General features: G+C 62.8%; 16 protein-coding genes. 8 read left to right on the forward strand and 8 right to left on the reverse strand.

The features are described 5' to 3' along the window. The first annotated feature begins 158 nt into the window (after window positions 1-158). Window positions 159-485, forward strand: a complete 327-nt coding sequence (locus AB6809_RS14510; RefSeq protein WP_006049215.1) for a DUF4148 domain-containing protein — start codon at window positions 159-161, stop codon at window positions 483-485. A gap of 161 nt (window positions 486-646) precedes the next feature. Here AB6809_RS14510 and AB6809_RS14515 read toward each other — a convergent pair whose 3' ends face one another. Beyond that, a complete protein-coding gene (locus AB6809_RS14515) occupies window positions 647-1,450 on the reverse strand; it encodes a DUF2968 domain-containing protein (RefSeq protein ID WP_006049216.1) in 804 nt (267 codons plus the stop codon). A gap of 186 nt (window positions 1,451-1,636) precedes the next feature. After that, complete coding sequence (locus AB6809_RS14520) at window positions 1,637-1,954, reverse strand: hypothetical protein (protein WP_029966453.1); 318 nt, start codon at window positions 1,952-1,954, stop codon at window positions 1,637-1,639. A 285-nt stretch (window positions 1,955-2,239) separates the two neighbouring features. Between AB6809_RS14520 and AB6809_RS14525 the strand changes: the two genes are divergently transcribed. The 3 genes from AB6809_RS14525 (at window position 2,240) to ltaE (ending at window position 4,659) form a co-directional block, all read left to right on the forward strand. Then, window positions 2,240-2,551, forward strand: a complete 312-nt coding sequence (locus tag AB6809_RS14525; protein WP_029966450.1) for a cupin domain-containing protein — start codon at window positions 2,240-2,242, stop codon at window positions 2,549-2,551. 94 nt (window positions 2,552-2,645) lie between these two features. Continuing rightward, complete coding sequence (locus AB6809_RS14530; RefSeq protein WP_029966448.1) at window positions 2,646-3,449, forward strand: peptidoglycan DD-metalloendopeptidase family protein; 804 nt, start codon at window positions 2,646-2,648, stop codon at window positions 3,447-3,449. A 202-nt stretch (window positions 3,450-3,651) separates the two neighbouring features. Further along, a complete protein-coding gene (ltaE, locus tag AB6809_RS14535; protein ID WP_006049220.1) occupies window positions 3,652-4,659 on the forward strand; it encodes a low-specificity L-threonine aldolase in 1,008 nt (335 codons plus the stop codon). A 46-nt stretch (window positions 4,660-4,705) separates the two neighbouring features. Here ltaE and AB6809_RS14540 read toward each other — a convergent pair whose 3' ends face one another. Continuing rightward, the gene (locus tag AB6809_RS14540) at window positions 4,706-6,073 is read right to left on the reverse strand and encodes an MFS transporter (protein ID WP_029966445.1); all 1,368 of its coding nucleotides are present in this window, start codon (window positions 6,071-6,073) and stop codon (window positions 4,706-4,708) included. 796 nt (window positions 6,074-6,869) lie between these two features. On the opposite strand from AB6809_RS14540, the gene AB6809_RS14545 reads away from it, so the two are divergent. Beyond that, window positions 6,870-9,323, forward strand: coding sequence for a glycogen/starch/alpha-glucan phosphorylase (locus tag AB6809_RS14545; protein ID WP_029966441.1), 2,454 nt, complete (start codon window positions 6,870-6,872; stop codon window positions 9,321-9,323). 205 nt (window positions 9,324-9,528) lie between these two features. Here AB6809_RS14545 and AB6809_RS14550 read toward each other — a convergent pair whose 3' ends face one another. The 4 genes from AB6809_RS14550 to AB6809_RS14565 form a co-directional block, all read right to left on the reverse strand. Beyond that, complete coding sequence (locus tag AB6809_RS14550) at window positions 9,529-10,008, reverse strand: hypothetical protein (RefSeq protein WP_029966438.1); 480 nt, start codon at window positions 10,006-10,008, stop codon at window positions 9,529-9,531. Continuing rightward, on the reverse strand, window positions 10,005-10,679 hold the full coding sequence (locus AB6809_RS14555; RefSeq protein WP_029966436.1) for a M35 family metallo-endopeptidase: 675 nt from the start codon (window positions 10,677-10,679) through the stop codon (window positions 10,005-10,007). The genes AB6809_RS14550 and AB6809_RS14555 overlap by 4 nt, the downstream gene beginning before the upstream one ends. A gap of 1,382 nt (window positions 10,680-12,061) precedes the next feature. Further along, window positions 12,062-13,183 carry a hypothetical protein gene (locus AB6809_RS14560; protein WP_029966434.1) on the reverse strand — a complete coding sequence of 374 codons (1,122 nt, stop codon included), beginning with the start codon at window positions 13,181-13,183 and terminating at the stop codon, window positions 12,062-12,064. Window positions 13,184-13,453: 270 nt separating this feature from the next. After that, on the reverse strand, window positions 13,454-13,858 hold the full coding sequence (locus tag AB6809_RS14565; protein WP_029966432.1) for a DUF6232 family protein: 405 nt from the start codon (window positions 13,856-13,858) through the stop codon (window positions 13,454-13,456). Between the two features lie 8 nt (window positions 13,859-13,866). Here AB6809_RS14565 and AB6809_RS14570 point away from each other — a divergent pair, with 8 nt between their 5' ends. Beyond that, window positions 13,867-14,346: a hypothetical protein gene (locus tag AB6809_RS14570; RefSeq protein ID WP_307258776.1), complete on the forward strand. Its 480-nt coding sequence runs from the start codon at window positions 13,867-13,869 to the stop codon at window positions 14,344-14,346. A gap of 11 nt (window positions 14,347-14,357) precedes the next feature. Here AB6809_RS14570 and AB6809_RS14575 read toward each other — a convergent pair whose 3' ends face one another. Continuing rightward, window positions 14,358-15,329 carry a LysR family transcriptional regulator gene (locus AB6809_RS14575; protein ID WP_029966428.1) on the reverse strand — a complete coding sequence of 324 codons (972 nt, stop codon included), beginning with the start codon at window positions 15,327-15,329 and terminating at the stop codon, window positions 14,358-14,360. Window positions 15,330-15,429: 100 nt separating this feature from the next. Between AB6809_RS14575 and AB6809_RS14580 the strand changes: the two genes are divergently transcribed. Beyond that, a complete protein-coding gene (locus AB6809_RS14580; RefSeq protein ID WP_029966427.1) occupies window positions 15,430-16,503 on the forward strand; it encodes an ABC transporter ATP-binding protein in 1,074 nt (357 codons plus the stop codon). A 73-nt stretch (window positions 16,504-16,576) separates the two neighbouring features. Beyond that, window positions 16,577-17,287 (forward strand): HAD-IA family hydrolase, encoded by a 711-nt coding sequence (locus AB6809_RS14585; protein WP_029966426.1) that lies wholly within the window; start codon window positions 16,577-16,579, stop codon window positions 17,285-17,287. Window positions 17,288-17,290 lie beyond the last annotated feature (3 nt).

Below are 17,290 nucleotides of genomic sequence, written 5' to 3' on the forward strand. Positions count from 1 at the left end.
TCAGCGGCAATTTCAGACGCGGACTATTGCAATTTGCGGAATAGAGTTTCGTCGTTTTAGGGGTTTCCCCTAGATGACCGGCCTCCTAAACTTCTGTTCAAGCGCAAGGGACAACAAACCCGGAAGCGCATCACAACAAGTTCTGGAGGTTTTACATCATGAAGACGATCATCTCTGCCGCTGTTATCGCCGCCGCTCTGGCCGCTCCCGTTGCTTCGTTTGCTCAATCGAACCAGCCGGTCACGCGCGCTCAAGTCCGCGCCGAACTGGTCCAGCTCGAAAAGGCAGGCTACAACCCGGTCGGCGATCATGTCGACTACCCGGCAAACCTGCAAGCTGCTCAAACGCGTGTGAACGCTGCGAACGGCACCGCCCAAGCTTCGGCTCAAGTCGCCGACAGCGGCTACGGCGCACCGATCGCCGGCAGCTCGCAAGCAGGCCGCGCAGTCACGACGGATCGCAGCTCGGTTTATTTCGGCAACTAATTGCCGGGTTGGACGAAGCGCCGCCGGCTGTAGAGGCGCTTAAGCAAAAAAACGCCGCCAGGTTTTCGCCTGGCGGCGTTTGCCGTTTACCGGTTCCTCAGCGCGCGATCCGCGTGGGCGCTTGGTAAACCGCTAAAACCAAAACCGCCCAATCCGCCGATTCAACGAGTCGGCAAGTGCGGAATCGCTTCGTTGCTCGTCAGGTTGAGTTGGTGCATCTGCCGATGCGCCTTGTTCAGATGCGCCTGCGCCGCAACACGTTGCGCCTCCAGTTGCGACACCTCCTTGCGCACCTGATGCTGCCGGTTCGACGCCGCCTGTTCCTGCACGCTGCGTCGCTGCAGATCGCTGCGCAGCCGCTCCGCTTCGGCTTCCGAGCGCGCGATCATGCGGGCCAACTGCTCGTTTTGCGCCTCGAGTTGCGCGCGGCGCGTTTCGCAATCGGAGAGCCGGGTCGCCTGGTCCTCGAAATGACGGAACGCGGCTTCGGCGGCTTCCAGATCCGCCGCTTTCAGCGCGCGCCACAACGCGCCGTCCTGATACAGCGCGACGTAGTACACCAGTTCCTTCCCGTGAAACAGCAGGCTGACCGAGTAGGCAAAGCTGCGGAACACGCGAAACGGCGTGAGCGCTTCTTCTTCGGCGAGCCATTCGACTTCGGCGGTATTGGCCATCTGCACGCCGCGCGCGCTGACCTGCGAGGGCACCGTCTGCACGGGCCGCAAGGCCAGCACCGGGCGCGGCCCGCTGCGGGCCACGGCGGCGTGTGCCGCATTGGAACCCGCGCCGGCGCCAGGATTCGGCGCAAGACCGTCATCCGACGACGACTCCGCGGACGCCAGATTCGGCGATGCGTCGTCGTGCGCGTCAGTGGGCGAATCGGATGCGGCGGGATGGCTCTGCGGGACCCTCACGACATGCGATGGACCGGTCAGCACGCTACGGCGGTTCAGGAGACTTTTCACGGCGGTTCCTCCAGTTGACTCGCCCGAAACGACCAGACGACGCCGGCAATCAAGCGTTCCGGCTAACTGGCGGATTGGGCGGTGAGCGAAATGCGGAAGCCCGGTAGCGTAGGCCGATGGATGACGCAGGTTCCATCGGGCTCGCCGGGCTGCGCGTCGACGCGGACCTCGCGTGCGAGCGCAGCGTCAATGCAGCGTGCGTTGCCGGCCGATGTCGTCGAATAGCGCGCGGCTCGGTTCGAGCGCGAGCAGCCATGATTCGTCGTAGCCGCTGAGATTGTCGAGCGCCTCGCGCAGCCGCTCGATCGCGACGGCGGGAATCTCGACGCGCGCCTCGACGCCGCTCGCGAGTCCGGCGATGCTCGCAAGCTGCACGAGCGCGTCGGCCGCTTCGGCGACGTCGGCGGCGAAAATCAGATGCATGTTCAGCAACTCGGCCAGTCCCGGCGACGCGGCGACGTCGTCGACGCTGAGTTGCACGGCCAGAAAGGTGGCGTTGTTCATCCTCAACTCCTTGCGGGACCCGGTCGTTTGCGCCTGCGCCACGCAGGCGCAGCAAAGTTGAGTATAGATGAGGGTCCAAAGGTTTCAATGCTCACACGATTGCGCCGAACGGGGCGCGGTATCGGCGAGACGCGTGCGCGACGCGACTTATAATGGCCGTTCGAAATCGCGGCGCTGGCAGTGGCTCACAGCGGCTCGGGCGGCTGCCGCGTCGGGCTCGAACATCGAACCGCGGCCGAACAGCGGCTGAATCCGCGCCGTCCTTTAACCCGTGCCCTTGGGACCATGAAGATCATTCGCAGCAGGAGCTTCACCGCGACGCGCGCCTGGGGCGCGCTCGACATCGCCAATATGGGCGGCATCACCACGCGTCTGCATTGGACCGATCAGCCGTACAAGTGGCACGTCAACGACGGCGAGGAAGTGTTCGCCGTGCTGGACGGCCGCGTCGAGATGCGCTATCGCGAAGATGGCGTCGAACAGACGGCGATTCTGGAAACGGGCGATGTGTTCTACGCATCGGTCGGCACCGAGCATGTCGCGCATCCGCTTGGCGCCGCGCGGATTCTCGTGGTCGAGGCCGAGGGCAGCGTTTGAGCGCCGCGGGATCAGCGGCACGCGGAATGCTAGAGGCATCGATTGAAGTCGATCGAATCACAAGATTGAATCAAAAAATGTCGAGGAAAATCACATGACGAGACCAAGGCAATCGACGGGGACTTCATCGGTCGCAACCCGTCTGCTGGCGGCCGCCGGGCTGGCCGTGATACTCAACGGCTGCACGAGCATGCCGTGGGACAGCACGCCGTTCTACGGCAACAACCAGACGCGGCCGACCACGCTCAGCACGGTGCCCGTGCCGGCCGGTTTCTACCGCGTCAATCAGGGCGATACGCTCGCCGGCATCGCATCCGCATACGGGCATAGGCCGCAGGACCTCGCGACCTGGAACGGCCTGCCGGTGAACGCGGCTGTCGCGCCCGGACAGGTGCTGCGCGTCGCTCCGCCGATGGCCTCCGGCAGCGTCGTCGCGCCGCCCGCGAGCGTCGCGCCGAATGCGGGTGCGGGTGCGGGTCCAGGCGGCCAGACGGCGCCGGGTGCGCCGACTGCCTCCGGACCGCAGCAAGGCGTGCTGCAATGGCCGCTGCGCGGCCCGGTTCTAAAGACGTTTGCGCCGGGCAAGTCGAACGGCATCGTGATCGGCGGACGCCCCGGCGATCCGGTCAAGGCGGCCGCCACCGGCCGCGTGGTCTACGCGGGTTCGGGCATCGAGGCGTATGGCCCGCTCATCATCATCAAGCATGACGACTCGCTGATCACCGCGTATGGGCAGAACAGCACGCTGCTCGTGAAGGAAGGCGATGCGGTCGCGCAAGGGCAGACCATCGGCGAAGTCGGTGTAGACGGCCGCGGCGTCGGCTCCGTCCAGTTCGAGGTTCGCCAGAACGGGCAGCCGGTCGATCCGCTCGCGTGGCTGCCGAAGCCGGGCGGCTGAGCAAGCCCGGGCCGGGCTGACCTGCGGCGGCGCGCGCTCGCGCTCACGCGGCTCTGCGAGCGCCGTGCAAATTGAATACACTGTGTGGCTCACAAGCCGGCGCCCGATCCGTGCTTCTCGCCACGGCGAGCAGCATGAGCAATACGAGCGGCGCCGGCCGCCCGTCATGGCTTCTCACTCGAAAGACGCACTGGGACACACAATGATCGATCTGCGCAGCGATACCGTAACCCGTCCGACCCCGGCGATGCTCGCGGCCATGTCGGCCGCCGAAACAGGCGACGACGTCTGGGGCGACGACCCCACCGTGCTGCGTCTGCAAGCCACGCTCGCCGAACGCACTGGCAAGGAAGCGGGCCTGTTCTTCCCGAGCGGCACGCAAAGCAACCTCGCGGCGTTGATGGCGCACTGCGCGCGCGGCGACGAATACATCGTCGGCCAGTTGGCGCACACGTACAAATACGAAGGCGGCGGCGCGGCGGTGCTCGGCAGCATCCAGCCGCAGCCGCTCGAAAATGCCCCTGACGGCTCCATTCCGCTCGAAAAAATCGCGGCCGCGATCAAGCCGATCGACAACCACTTCGCGCGGACCCGCTTGCTGGCGCTGGAAAACACCATCGGCGGAAAGGTGCTGCCGGAGAGCTACGTCGCGCAAGCCGTTCAGCTCGCGCGCCAACATGGTTTGTCGGCTCATCTCGACGGCGCGCGCGTGTTCAACGCGGCGGTTGCGTCGGGCAAGCCGGTCGCGGCTTTGTGCGAGCCGTTCGATTCGGTGTCGATCTGTTTTTCGAAGGGACTGGGCGCGCCGGTCGGCTCGGTGCTGGTCGGCAGCCGCGCGCTCATTGACGTCGCGCACCGCTGGCGCAAGGTGCTCGGCGGCGGCATGCGTCAGGCCGGCGTGCTCGCGGCGGCCTGCCTGTACGCGCTCGATCACAACGTCGAGCGTCTCGCCGACGACCACGCGAACGCCGCGCATCTGGCAGCGGGGCTTGAAACGATCGGTCAGGTGAAGGTGCAGTCGGTGGCGACCAACATGGTGTTCGCGCAGTTGCCGCAGCAGCATTGCGCGCCGCTCGAAGCGTGGCTCAAGGAGCGCGGCATCCTCACGCAGATGCTCTACGCATCGCGCTTCGTCACGCACAAGGACGTGTCGCGCGCCGACATCGACACGTTTATCGCGGCGGTGAAGGACTATTTCGCCGCGCGTTGATTGTGCCGGGGCGCGCATAGGCTGAACGCCTGCCGCGCGCCCGTTTCTATTTCGCCGACGTTTTCACATGCACGCCCGCGCGATGCGACGGCGCCAGAAGCCGCAAACCGCTCGCGAGGCTTGCCGCGCCAGCAAAGAAAGCGCCGGCGCCGAGCGCGAGCGTCGGGCCATGCCGGCCCGCCACGCTGAAGCTCAACGCGACTAGCGCCGCGCCCGTGGTCTGCCCGAGCAGCCGCGCGGTCGCGACGATGCCGCTCGCGCCGCCGCTGCGCTCGGGCGGCGCGCTCGCCATCAGCGCTTTCAGATTCGGCGATTGGAAAAAGCCGAAACCCGCGCCGCAAATCGCCATGCGGATGCCGATATCGAACACATGCGGGTGCACCGGCAACAGCGCGAGCGACGCCATGCCCGCCGACATCACCGCGAGCCCGATCGCGCCCAGCAGGCCGGGCGGATAGCGATCCGACAGACTGCCCGCGAGCGGCGCGGCCAACGCGACGACAACCGGCCACGGCGTCATCAGAAAGCCGGTTTCCACCTGGCTGCGATGCAGCACATCCTCGAAATAAAACGGCAGCGACACGAACGCGAGCCCTTGCGCGGCGAACGAACAGACCGCCGTCACCGCCGACAGCGCGAACACCGGCCGCTTGAACAGATCGACGGGAAGCATCGGCGCGGGGTGGCCGGCTTCGCGGCGAATCAGCAGCGCGCCGAAGACGAGTGCGATCACCGCGGCGCCCAGCACGAGTTGCGTCGACGCGCGCTGCGCGCCTTCGCCGAGCGCGAAGATCAGGGCGGCGAACGTGATGACGTTCAGTAGCGCGGCGACCGGATCGAAACCGTGCGTGCCGCGCTCAGTGTGCGGCAGCGCGGGCCACGCGAAAGCCAGCGCGAGCACGCCGAGCGGCACGTTGACCGCGAACAGCCACGGCCACGAGGCAACCGACAGAATCAGCGACGCCACCGTCGGGCCGACCGCGAACGATACGCCGACGATCAGCGCATTGGTGCCGAGGCCGCGTCCGAGCCGATGCGGCGGATACAGGAAGCGGATCAGCGCGGTGTTCACGCTCATGATCGCGCTCGCGCCGAGGCCTTGCAGCACGCGCGCGCCGGCGAGCATGGGGAGGGTCGGCGCCAGCGAGCATGCGAGCGAAGCCAGCGTGAACAGCGCAATGCCGCCGATATAAATCCGCCGATGCCCGACGATGTCCCCAAGCGCGGCGAGCGGCAGCAGCGTCGCAACCATCGCGAGCTGGTATGCGTTGATGATCCACACCGATGCCGCGGGCGCCGCGTGCAGATCCGCGGCGATCGCGGGCAGCGCCGTGTTGGCGATCGCGGTGTCGAGCGTGGCGAGCGCGACGGCGAGCATGATCGCGGCCATCGCGCGGCGGTTGGCGGCGGACATGGGGGCATCCGCGGGAAAGGGCGGTGCGGATGCGGCGCTGAGTCTATCGGACACGGGTTGCTCGTCGGAGATAGGCACGTCGACGCGCCGCATATCGGCGATGCGGCGCGCGAGGGGCAAGACCAGGTGAACAGCAGGAGCGCGGGCCGGCCGGAGGAACGACCAAACGGGACCAAGGCACCGCGCGGCGAATGTAGCGATTGTACAGAGACGCGGAAATCGTGCAGAGCCGCTCATGGGTCGTAAGCCGTATGAAATCCCGTGCGGACGCAACTAACTGTCAGCCCCGCCCGGCGTCTTCGAATCGGTGGGCGCCGGCGCTCACGCGTTACGCACGGCGAAGAATGTTGATGCGCGCGATCGCTTGACAGTCACATCGCCTGGCAGATGAAGCCGCGATTCGATCACATTGCCACTTCGGATCCTCGCGTGCTCGCGCCCTCGTGCCAGCGCCAAAAAAATAATCGCAAGTGTCACGCGATCCACGTCGCATGATGTCACGCTCGCGTTGCCCGCCTTCACACTTTGACCTCACCGTCGATAACAGCCCTGATGCACGCGCGCAGTGCCCAATCACGCGCGCGTTGCACCGCGCGCGTGCGTCAAAGCGGGCGTTCCGGCTGATAGCCGCGCGCGCAGGCGGGCATGGCATGTGCGTGACCCGCACCCGCGCTCGCCGGCATCCGGGAGTCGTAAAATGTCCTACTCTGATTCTTAACCCGCCTGACCGGCACGCGCCTCCCGTCCGTCATCTGTGCGGTTCGCGCATGTCGCAGCGCTTTTACCGGAGGCTTCGATGACAGCCGTCGATCTGGAATTCGACCAGCTCAACAGTACCGTCGACGCGCTACGGCGCTCAATTTCCAATCGCATGATGTACGGCGTCGGCAAGGACGCCGTCACCGCGCATCCGCATGACTGGCTGCATGCCGCGGCGCTTGCCGTGCGCGACCGGCTCGTCGCGCGCTGGATGAAAACCACGCGCCTGCAATACGAACAGGACGTGAAGCGCGTCTACTACCTGTCGATGGAATTCCTGATCGGCCGGACCTTCACGAATGCGTTGCTCGCGCTCGGCATCCACGATCAGATGAAGGAAGCGCTCGCGAGTCTCGGCGTCGACATGGACGCGCTGACCGACATCGAGCCCGACGCCGCGCTCGGCAACGGCGGCCTCGGCCGGCTGGCCGCATGCTTTCTCGATTCGATGGCCACGCTCGGTATTCCGGGCTTCGGTTACGGCATCCGTTATGAATACGGGATGTTCCGTCAGGAGATCGTCGATGGCGAGCAGGTCGAGGCGCCGGATTACTGGCTGCGCGCCGGCAATCCGTGGGAATTTCCGCGACCCGAGATCAAGTACACCGTGCATTTCGGCGGACGCACCGTGCAGCGCGGCGATCAGGTCGAATGGATCGACACCGAGCATGTGAACGCCACTGCTTACGACACGGTGATTCCAGGCTACGCGACCGACGCCACCAACACGCTGCGCCTGTGGTCCGCGCGCGCCACCGACGAGCTCGACCTCGGCGCGTTCAACCGCGGCGACTATCGCAATGCGGTGGACACGAAGAACATGTCGGAGAACGTATCGCGGCTGCTGTATCCGGACGATTCCACGCCGGCCGGCCGCGAACTGCGGCTGCGTCAGGAGTACTTCTTCGTTTCGGCGACCATGCAGGATCTGATCCGCCGCTATCAGCGCACGCACAGCACGTTTGGGCGCTTCTCCGAAAAGGTCGCGGTGCATCTGAACGATACGCACCCGGTGCTGGCGATTCCGGAACTGATGCGCTTGCTCGTGGACGTGCATCATCTGCCGTGGGACAAGGCGTGGAAACATGTCACGCAAATTTTCTCGTACACGAATCACACGTTGATGCCCGAGGCGCTCGAAACGTGGGACGTCGAAATGCTGTCGCGTTTGTTGCCGCGGCATCTCGAGATCATCTTCGAGATCAATGCCGGTTTTCTCAAGCATGTGAGCGAGCAGTCGGGTCACGACGCGGAGATGATCCGCCGCATTTCTCTTGTCGATGAATACGGACAGCGGCGCGTGCGCATGGCGTATCTGGCGATTGTCGCGAGCCACAAGGTGAACGGCGTGTCGAAGCTGCATTCGCAACTGATGACGCGCGACATCTTCGCCGACTTCGCGCGCATTTATCCAGACCGCTTCACGAATGTGACGAACGGTATTACGCCGCGGCGCTGGTTATCGCAGGCGAGTCCGTCGCTGTCGTCGCTGATCGATCAGAAGATCGGCACGCATTGGCGCGGCAATCTGTTCGAACTCGCGCAATTGCGCGAACTGCGTAGCGATAGTGAGTTCATCGAAGCATTTCGTGAGGCCAAGCGGCAGAACAAGTTGCGGCTCGTGCAGCGGCTCGCGCATCATACGAAGCTGCATTTCAATCCCGACGCGCTGTTCGATCTGCAGGTGAAGCGCATCCACGAATACAAGCGGCAATTGCTGAACGTGCTGCATGTGATCGTGCGCTACAACCAGATTCGCGCGAATCCGGAGCGCGACTGGGTGCCGCGCGTGGTGATGTTCGCGGGCAAGGCCGCGTCCGCTTACCGGATGGCGAAGACGATCATCAAACTGATCGGCGATGTGAGTCAGAAGGTCAATCACGATCCGCTGATTGGCGACCGTCTCAAAGTGGTGTTCGTGCCGAACTACGGCGTGAGCGTGGCGGAACTGATCATTCCGGCCGCCGATTTGTCCGAGCAGATTTCGATGGCCGGCACGGAAGCATCGGGCACCGGCAACATGAAGCTCGCGCTCAACGGGGCATTGACGATCGGCACGATGGATGGCGCGAACATCGAGATCTGCGATGCCGTGGGCCGCGAGAATATCTTCATCTTCGGCCATACCGCGGACGAGGTGGACGATCTGCGCGCGAGCGGCTACCGTCCACGCGAAGTGTACGAGCAGAACGCCGAGTTGCGCATGGCGCTCGACCAGATTCGCGGCGGCTACTTCTCACCCGACGACCCGCTGCGTTTCTCCGATATTTTCCACACGCTGGTGGATTGGGGCGATCACTACATGGTGCTCGCCGATTTCGCCGCGTTCGCGAAGGCGCAAAACGAAGTGGACGCGCGTTTCGTCGACAAGCGTGCGTGGACGGAAAGCGCGATTGAGAATGTCGCGGGCATGGGGCAGTTTTCGTCGGATCGGACGATCGCTGAGTATGCTCGGGAGATATGGCGGGTGAATCCGCTTAGTTTGGGGTGAGGGGATTTGGGTTGGGCGCGGGTTGTGGGTTGCGCGTGCGGCAGAGAACGAGGTTGAACTGCACCCCAAAGGTTGGACAGCGATCTGAGCTTTAGGGGTGCTTTTCGTGGGGAAGCACAGCGAGCAGCTAAACGCATGCCGACACCACGCACGAGCAGGCGCGGTTGACGCTCGAATGAAAAGCCCCGCCGACGCCGGGCTATCCTTACTTGATAGATCGGCTATGCGGTGTGATCCGTGGATCGTCGCAAAGCCGTTCGCAACCACCTTTGCACAAAGGCACAAGCTCAATTGAGATTTGATGCAGGTTCAAAGTGCCGTCCTCGTTTTTTACCATTTCGTTGGTAAAGACCTTTGGCTCAATCAGAACGTTCTGTGGATTAATCCCTAACTGGACTAAATAAGATTTCACGAGTTCGCCGCGCTCGCTTTTTAATCTTTCGCGATCCTTCTCTCCAACGTATGCACCCGCAATGATTACGGCCTGGATGTCGACGTCAGGCCATTTTTTTGCTTCCAGTACGATGTTGGCAATTGATAATCTATCTCCGTTCGTTAGCTCGATGGCGTTAAAGGGAAGTCGTGTTTCCATTGACTCGCTGACCGTGCATGCCCGTGCTTGCATCGACAGGAAAGTCGTAGCCATTGCAATGGAGATAAAACATGTGGATATTAGTTTTTTCATCGCGCTACTGTCTTGTCAAAGGTCGCAATATAGCCCGTAATACTATCGGCGTTCCGCATCGCCTTGTCGCGGTTCCCCAATGCGAAAGCATGCATCCCGCTTTCAGTGTTGCCGTACATGATATCGTCGGAGTTGAACGTGTCGGTGAAGTGCGTGCATTCGTGTATCAGCGTCTTGACCTTCGCACCGTGCCACAACTCGCCGTTGGAATCCGTGCAGAAAGCACTATAGATCGCAATAACGCGCTTCTCTGAATCGGGCTTACACACGCCGGCCCGATTCTGTCCGTTATCAGGTACAACGGAGCAGGTAAGATTTCTGTTTGAGGCGTCATCCCAGCGGACAATTTTCTCGGGCACTAGTTCTTGCATTGCCGCGAGCAAGCGCGGGAGTCTGGCGGCCAGGGTGCTTCGAATTTCATCGTCTGCACGACCGAAATAGGTTTTAGCGCGGGCCTGCTCGTTCGCATCCCATTGTGCTACCGCCGCAATACGATCCTTGATTAGTGTGAGCCCTGCATCGCGCGCTCGCATAACGGTTTCGGCGAATTGCTTATTCGTCATGTTCGAGCATATGGGCACTGTATTGATCGTGACATGAACCATCGAATCGGGATTCGTATTGGCGATTGCTGTATCGTGGACCGTTACCCACTCTGCATCATCGGACATGCTTGCTTCTCCACTTGAAATTGCGGGGCGAAATTTTCTGCGTTTCTATGTGATCCGTTTGGCCGTTACGGTTCGTGGTTGCCGCTATGACGCGGTCTCCATCAACGACGATCCGATATGGCATGCTCCCAATCGGGCGGGGATACCGACCGGAAGTCGCGTTAGTGGCTCACGATAATTTCGAGTGTTAGCCGGCGCGCGTCTTCGGTGGCGATTCGTTGCGTCATTCCGCGTGAGTCCGTTACTCCACTCGCTATGACCTCGGAACCAATACGGACGCGATAGGGCACGTTCTCGAACGGTTCACCGGCGCTATTCCTGAGTGTGTATTGCTGGTCATAGATAGAAGTCGTTGGAGTTTGCGTCGGCGCGGCCGGGGCCTCACCTTTGCTGTCGGAATAGAACGCATTGGACGAACCTGCGGCAAGAACAAAATTCCTACCGCATGGGCATAGAACGCGGTCCAGGTCCTTCACATATGGCGAGCCGTCATCCATCCAATTGCTTGCAGTGCCGTAGATTGGCATCCGCCTTTGCAGGTTCCGCACGTCGCATGATTTTCCTTGCGCGCGTACATCCTGCCTTGTTCGTTATAGAAGTCACTACGGCCAATAACTTCTCCGCCTGTCGTGGTGCGGTCTCCATCTGCTACAAGTCGATCAAACATGCTTGTCTCCTGTTCGGTGCGCTACTTCAAGCCCTAGTTGTTGGCTCTCTCTCGTCCATCACCGCTTGACTACCATCGCTATACGTCACGACATCGCCAACGCACGCTAGCGGAAAGCCGTCGATGCAAACCTCCGAACCACTAGTAACGCATCCGCCGCGCTCCGTGCGCGCACCGATCGTCGCGAATGCATACGTTGTTCCCCTTGCGATTTTCCTGATTCGACATTTCCATACGTCCGGAACCAACGAAGACGCCGGCCGTGCCGCTACCGGCTACGACAGGGCGATGTTTTGGCCCTGATTGACCATGCTCGCGCGGTACTTGCGCAGCGCGATATAGGACTGGTCTGAAAACGGGGAAATGGCCGAAACAGAGGCCGCGTCGGCACGACGCGAAGGCATTTAACTTGACTTGCGACAAATTCCGCCCCAATGAGGCGAAATATTTGAGGGTATGTTTATCCGGGTAACCCGAGTTCGGGCAAAGGAACTGCACCCCAAAGGTCGGAAACCGATCCGACGTTGGGGTGTCTTTCATGACCAAGCGCCCCCAATACCTAGAAGTAAGGATGGCGAATCAGTACGTAGCCGGAGCGGCCAGTACGACGCTACTTTTACGACGCTATGGAAAGAGCGCACGGCACCACGTCGGTGAATAACAACCCACCACATCCACCGACGCACGGCCTTTCTTTCTGCCTAAAACACCACCCTCAAGGCGTCAACTTCTCAACCCTCTCCCGCGCATAAAGCCCCAACTGAGCGTGCGGAAAATCGAACAGCACGTCGATGTTCTGCATGCCCATCAGACCGATCACGATGCGGTTTGCCCCCGGTTGCGCCTTGACGATGGTGACTTGCGCGTCGTCGTAGCGATGCACCCACTTGCCCGAACCAATCGCCGCGTTGTAGTTGCCTTGAATGAGCACCTTGCCAGGGCTGTCGTCGCCGGTCCAGTTCGGCGCGGTATCGGTTTCGACGCGGATCATGCCAGTGGTTGCCGTGGCAAACACCAGCGGCGCGCAAAACGTCGTCTTGTCGCCGACATTGACGCAGCCTCGCGGCCACTGCAATGCGCCGTCTTTCGATACCGTCATCGGCACCATCGTGTAGTCCTTCGTGATCGCGCTCGACGGGCTCAGCAGCAAGTATGGTTTCGCGAAACTGGCATGCACCACATAGCGTTCGCCGATGTGGCCGACGAGCGCGCGCAGCGGTTGCGTGCAACAGGTGTCGTCCGGTTGCGCGGCGCCCACGCCGAACAGTCCGGAGAAGGCCCAGCCGAATTCGCCGGTGTAGCCGTCCATCGCGACGCAGCGTTTGGCGTTGGCCTGGCAACTGACGGCGTCCACGGCCTGCGCGTCGACCTTTACTGCGTTCGATCCCGCGACGCTCATCGGCACTTTCACCGTGGCGCCCGAAATTTGCGCGCCGTTCGCGAGCAGCAGCGTGCTCGCCGGCGCGGCGCTCGGATAGTCCGAACCGGGCAGCACCGACTTCAACACGCGCACGCCTTGCGTGCCCGTATCGAGCGCGACGTAGACCGGTTTGCCGTCGAGTTGAACCGGCAGGCCGAGACGCGCGTGGTCTTCATCGGCACGTTCGACGTGTAGCGGAATCAGCACGCCGTCCTTGCCGCCGTTGATCAGCGAAACGCTCGAGGCGGGCGGCGTGGGCGTCGGGAAAGTGGTCGAGCAGCCGCTGAGCGCGGTGAGCGCGCCGGTCGCAAACAGCGCGGCGGCGGCCAAACGGCGCCAATGACGATGCAGACGAAGATGCAGATGCAGGTGCAGATGCCGGCGCGCGGCATAACCAGTGACAGTAAGCAGGGACATGAGACACGCTCGCAAAAAGGCGGTCCCTTGCGAAGGCGATGCATGCGGCTGCTACGCACAGAGAGCGACGCATCGCGAGGCCTGCGAAAGTGAACGCGCGATAACAGGAGCGGCGACTCTAACCGGGCACCGGCGACCACTTGCAAAGATGTGTGAAGGGAAGCGCGGCTCGATGCCGCGGCGATTTGCGTTTAGCGTGACGCCGACGCGCACATCTACCTGCGCCGTCGGCCGCTTTAACAAGCCCGCGAGCGCGGGCCTAACATCGGCTTACTCAACTTTCTGCGTGGCGGAAGCCGAAGCGGCTGCGCCCTTGGCTTCGTTCACGGCCGCGCCGACGCGCTCGACGAAGTCGCGATCGACGCTCGACAGCGCCTCGCGTTCGCCATTGGCCGTTTGCACCATCAGACGGTGCGTGACATCCTGCGTCGCCCACGTGAGCCAGCCGACGACCGCCAGCATCACGCCGCACACGATTCCCACCGGCGCGCGAAGCACGCCGCCGACAATCGCGCCGACGAGCCCCACGACCGAAATCGTAATGGGCAATACCTTGTTCTTCTGCACGGTGACGACCTTCACGCTGACGATGTCGCGCAGCGGGAAAACCTGGCCGGCGGATGAAAGCGCATTGCGGGTGACCGACACGCCGCGATCGTTGAAAGGAGTTTCCATCGAGTCGAATGCAAGCTGTTGCAAAGGGCGCAGCGTACCAGAGTTCGCGTGCGCAGGGCTTGCGCGAGATGCTGGCTTGGTTCGGAAAAGGCCCGGCCCAGAGCGCTGCAACGCCTTCCGACGAACTTCGCGCCTGCCGTTTCTGTCGAAGCAATATAGCGGGAGTTCACATCATGAAGCGGTTTTACGTCAGCGCTACTGTGGCTATCACTGCGATCTTCGCGGCCGGCTGTTCATCGACATGGCCGCCGTCCGCTGAACGAGACGCGCGACAGGTTCCACCCACTGCCGCAACCTCCACCACGCCCACCGCGCGCACCGATCAGCACGCGTCTAAGTCCAAACCGAAGCCGCCAGTACTAAGCGTCGGCGTGACCGATCCCGACACTCAATTGATTCTCCCGTGGTTCCTCGCGGATATCATCAATGCGGTCAACACGCATCAGTCTTTCGGCTCCACGCTCAATACGATGAAACAGGGACTTTGAGCGAGCGGCCCTCAGCCGATAGTCACGCCGCACTCCTTCAACGCCCCACGCAACCCCAACTGCGGATACGCACTCTCCAACGTACGCAAATCCGCGCGCATCTCTTCGACGATCCAGTCGCGCACATCCGCAACAATCGGCCGCAATGGCCGGTTCGCCGGCGACACCAGGCAGCAGCGCCGACTCGTCACGATGATCTGCTCCTCGGCGGGGACCAGCGCGCGCTGCGATAGCCAGTGCGACACCACGTTCAACCAGCCAAGCGCGATGCCCTGGCCGAGCAGCGCGGCCTGCACGACGATCGCGTAGTCGTTGAAGCTGAGCATGCCCGCAACGCGCCGCCCATGCTGCTCGAACGCGCCAAAGCGGTGATGCCAGCCGCGCTCCTCGTCGTCCATCACGATGACCGTATCGCCATGCTCGCGGCCCGCCTCCGTTTGCGCGGTTTCCTGGTAGCGCGGGTTGCATACGGGCATCAGCGTTTCCGGCATGACGAGCACGCTGTTGTCGTCGATTTCGTCGGCGTGCAAGAACCGCATGCCGAGATCGACGTCGACCAGCGGCCCGCCGATGCGCCCCGAAATGAGCTGAAACCTCAGATCAATCGACGGAAACGCCTGGTTCAGGCGGCTCATGCGCGGCATCAGCCAATGCGTCGTAAAGCCGGTCGACACCGACAGCGTGACCGACTCGACGCCCGTGGCGCGCGCCTCGATCTCGCGTATCGCGCTCTCTATGCCGTTGAATCCTTCGGAGATCTTGCGATAGAGAATGCGCCCGTTCTCCGTCAACTCGATGCCGCCGCGCACGCGCTCGAAAAGGCGCACTCCGATGTGGTCTTCCATGCGCGCGAGCATGCGGCTAACGGCGGGTTGGCTCACATAGAGTTCCTGCGCGGCGCGCGTGAAGTTGCCGCAGCGCGCGGCGGCTTCGAAGACGAACAGCGCATTCGCGCTCGGCAATTTTTTGCGTAGATTCGGCATGACTTCATGTTATGCCCGATCCAACAATTTGGGAATTGCCGCCAAAAAGTTTGCCACCTATATTTTCCCTAACGCAGCCCCTTTAGCGAGAAAAAACGCAATGGACGCACGAGCGAAAACAGGAGTCTCGATCCGGTCGGCAGGCAAGCGCTACGGTCCGGTGGTCGCGCTGGACGACGTTTCGCTCGACATCGCGCCCGGCGAGTTCGTGTCGCTGCTGGGGCCGTCGGGCTCGGGCAAGACGACGCTGCTCGGCATCCTCGGCGGCTTTGTTCAGCCGAGTTCGGGCGCAGTCTGGGTCGGCGAGAATGACATTACATTTGCGCCGCCGCATAAACGCAATATCGGCATCGTTTTCCAGAACTACGCGCTGTTTCCGCACATGACGGTCGGCGAGAACGTGGCATTCCCGCTGCGCGCGCGCCGCGAGCCGAAAGCGGGCTGGGCGAAGAAAGTGGCCGACGCACTCGCGATGGTCGAACTGAGCGGCTTCGAGGCGCGCAACATTAGCCAGCTTTCGGGCGGCCAGCGTCAGCGCGTCGCGCTCGCCAGAGCGATGGTGTTCGAGCCGCAACTCATCCTGATGGACGAACCGCTCTCCGCGCTCGACAAGCAATTGCGCGAGACGATGCAGATCGAGCTGCGGCGTTTGCACCGCAAGCTCGGCGCGACGATCGTCTACGTGACGCACGATCAGCGCGAGGCGCTCACCATGAGCGACCGCGTCGCGGTGCTGAAGAACGGCAAGCTCGTGCAGATCGATACGCCGGAGCGTCTGTACGACCGGCCTTGCGATGCGTTCGTCGCGAGCTTCATCGGCGAGGCGACGCTGCTCGACGTGAGCCGCGCCGGCGACGACGCCGTGCGGCTCGGCGACGCGCTGCTGCGCACCGCACATCCGTTGCCGCGCGGCGAGCGTCTGCTGCTTGCCGTGCAAACCGAAAAGCTCGTGATCGACGGCGGTTCCGCCGAAGGCGCGAACCGGCTGTCGTGCCGCGTGACCGAAGTGCTGTATCAGGGCGAGAGTTTGCGCGTGTTCGCCGCGCTCGCCGACGGCACGTCGATCAGCTTGCGCCAACCCGGCAATCACGACGCGCGTCGCCGCATTCCATCGCCGGGCGAGCCTATGACGGTGTTGCTCGATCCGCAGGACACCATCGTCGTGCCCGCCTGATTCTTCTCGCGCCCGCCCGGGCTTACCTCTTGCGCAATTCACGCAACCCTCACAACCCGCAAAGGATGATGCAATGAAGCTCACCGATTTCAAGGTCCTGACGTTCGATGTCGTCGGCACGCTGATCAACTTCGAACAGGGCGTGCTTGCGTCCGTGCGGCGCCTGGGCGGCGCGGCGGCGAAAGACCTCACCGACGATCAGATCTTCGAACCGTATATGCGCGGACGCGCGAAATATCCGGGGCGCTCGAGTCACGAGATGGCGAACGTCTATCTGTATCTCGCGAAGGAACTCGGCCTGCCCGACGACGCGCGATCCGCCGCCGCATTCCAGCGCGACGTGCTCGAATGGCCCGCGTTCGAAGATTCGGTGGAAGCGTTGAAGCGCCTGCGCAAACACTACCGGCTCGTTGCGATGACGAACGCGGACCGCGTCGCGTTGTCGGCGTATGCGCACACACTCGGCGATCCGTTCGACGACACCGTGTGCTGCGACGAAACCGGCGTCGCGAAGCCGGACCCGCAATTCTTCGCCTATAACCGCGGACGTCAGGCCGCGTTCGGCTTCAAGTTCGACGAAATCCTGCACACCGCGCAGAGCCAGTATCACGACATCGGCATCGCGACGAAGCTCGGTTACGCGACCTGCTGGATCGAGCGCCGTCAGGGCATGAAGGGTTTCGGCGCGACGCCGGTTCCGGAAGCCGTCACGACGCCGACCTTCAAATTCGCGACGCTCGGCGCGCTCGCCGACGCGGTCGAAGCCGAAGCGCGCGCCGCTTAAAGT

The organism is Paraburkholderia sp. RCC_158 (genome assembly GCF_041355255.1).
Classification (GTDB): Bacteria; Pseudomonadota; Gammaproteobacteria; order Burkholderiales; family Burkholderiaceae; genus Paraburkholderia; species Paraburkholderia graminis.

Coding starts and splice junctions, on each gene's coding strand:
- AB6809_RS14550 (WP_029966438.1), bottom strand. CDS start 10,008: ATGAAAAAACTAATATCCACATGTTTTATCTCCATTGCAATGGCTACG.
- AB6809_RS14530 (WP_029966448.1), top strand. CDS start 2,646: ATGACGAGACCAAGGCAATCGACGGGGACTTCATCGGTCGCAACCCGT.
- AB6809_RS14520 (WP_029966453.1), bottom strand. CDS start 1,954: ATGAACAACGCCACCTTTCTGGCCGTGCAACTCAGCGTCGACGACGTC.
- AB6809_RS14580 (WP_029966427.1), top strand. CDS start 15,430: ATGGACGCACGAGCGAAAACAGGAGTCTCGATCCGGTCGGCAGGCAAG.
- AB6809_RS14585 (WP_029966426.1), top strand. CDS start 16,577: ATGAAGCTCACCGATTTCAAGGTCCTGACGTTCGATGTCGTCGGCACG.
- AB6809_RS14565 (WP_029966432.1), bottom strand. CDS start 13,858: ATGGAAACTCCTTTCAACGATCGCGGCGTGTCGGTCACCCGCAATGCG.
- AB6809_RS14575 (WP_029966428.1), bottom strand. CDS start 15,329: ATGCCGAATCTACGCAAAAAATTGCCGAGCGCGAATGCGCTGTTCGTC.
- AB6809_RS14510 (WP_006049215.1), top strand. CDS start 159: ATGAAGACGATCATCTCTGCCGCTGTTATCGCCGCCGCTCTGGCCGCT.
- ltaE (WP_006049220.1), top strand. CDS start 3,652: ATGATCGATCTGCGCAGCGATACCGTAACCCGTCCGACCCCGGCGATG.
- AB6809_RS14555 (WP_029966436.1), bottom strand. CDS start 10,679: ATGTCCGATGATGCAGAGTGGGTAACGGTCCACGATACAGCAATCGCC.
- AB6809_RS14540 (WP_029966445.1), bottom strand. CDS start 6,073: ATGTCCGCCGCCAACCGCCGCGCGATGGCCGCGATCATGCTCGCCGTC.
- AB6809_RS14560 (WP_029966434.1), bottom strand. CDS start 13,183: ATGTCCCTGCTTACTGTCACTGGTTATGCCGCGCGCCGGCATCTGCAC.
- AB6809_RS14570 (WP_307258776.1), top strand. CDS start 13,867: ATGCAAGCTGTTGCAAAGGGCGCAGCGTACCAGAGTTCGCGTGCGCAG.
- AB6809_RS14545 (WP_029966441.1), top strand. CDS start 6,870: ATGACAGCCGTCGATCTGGAATTCGACCAGCTCAACAGTACCGTCGAC.
- AB6809_RS14525 (WP_029966450.1), top strand. CDS start 2,240: ATGAAGATCATTCGCAGCAGGAGCTTCACCGCGACGCGCGCCTGGGGC.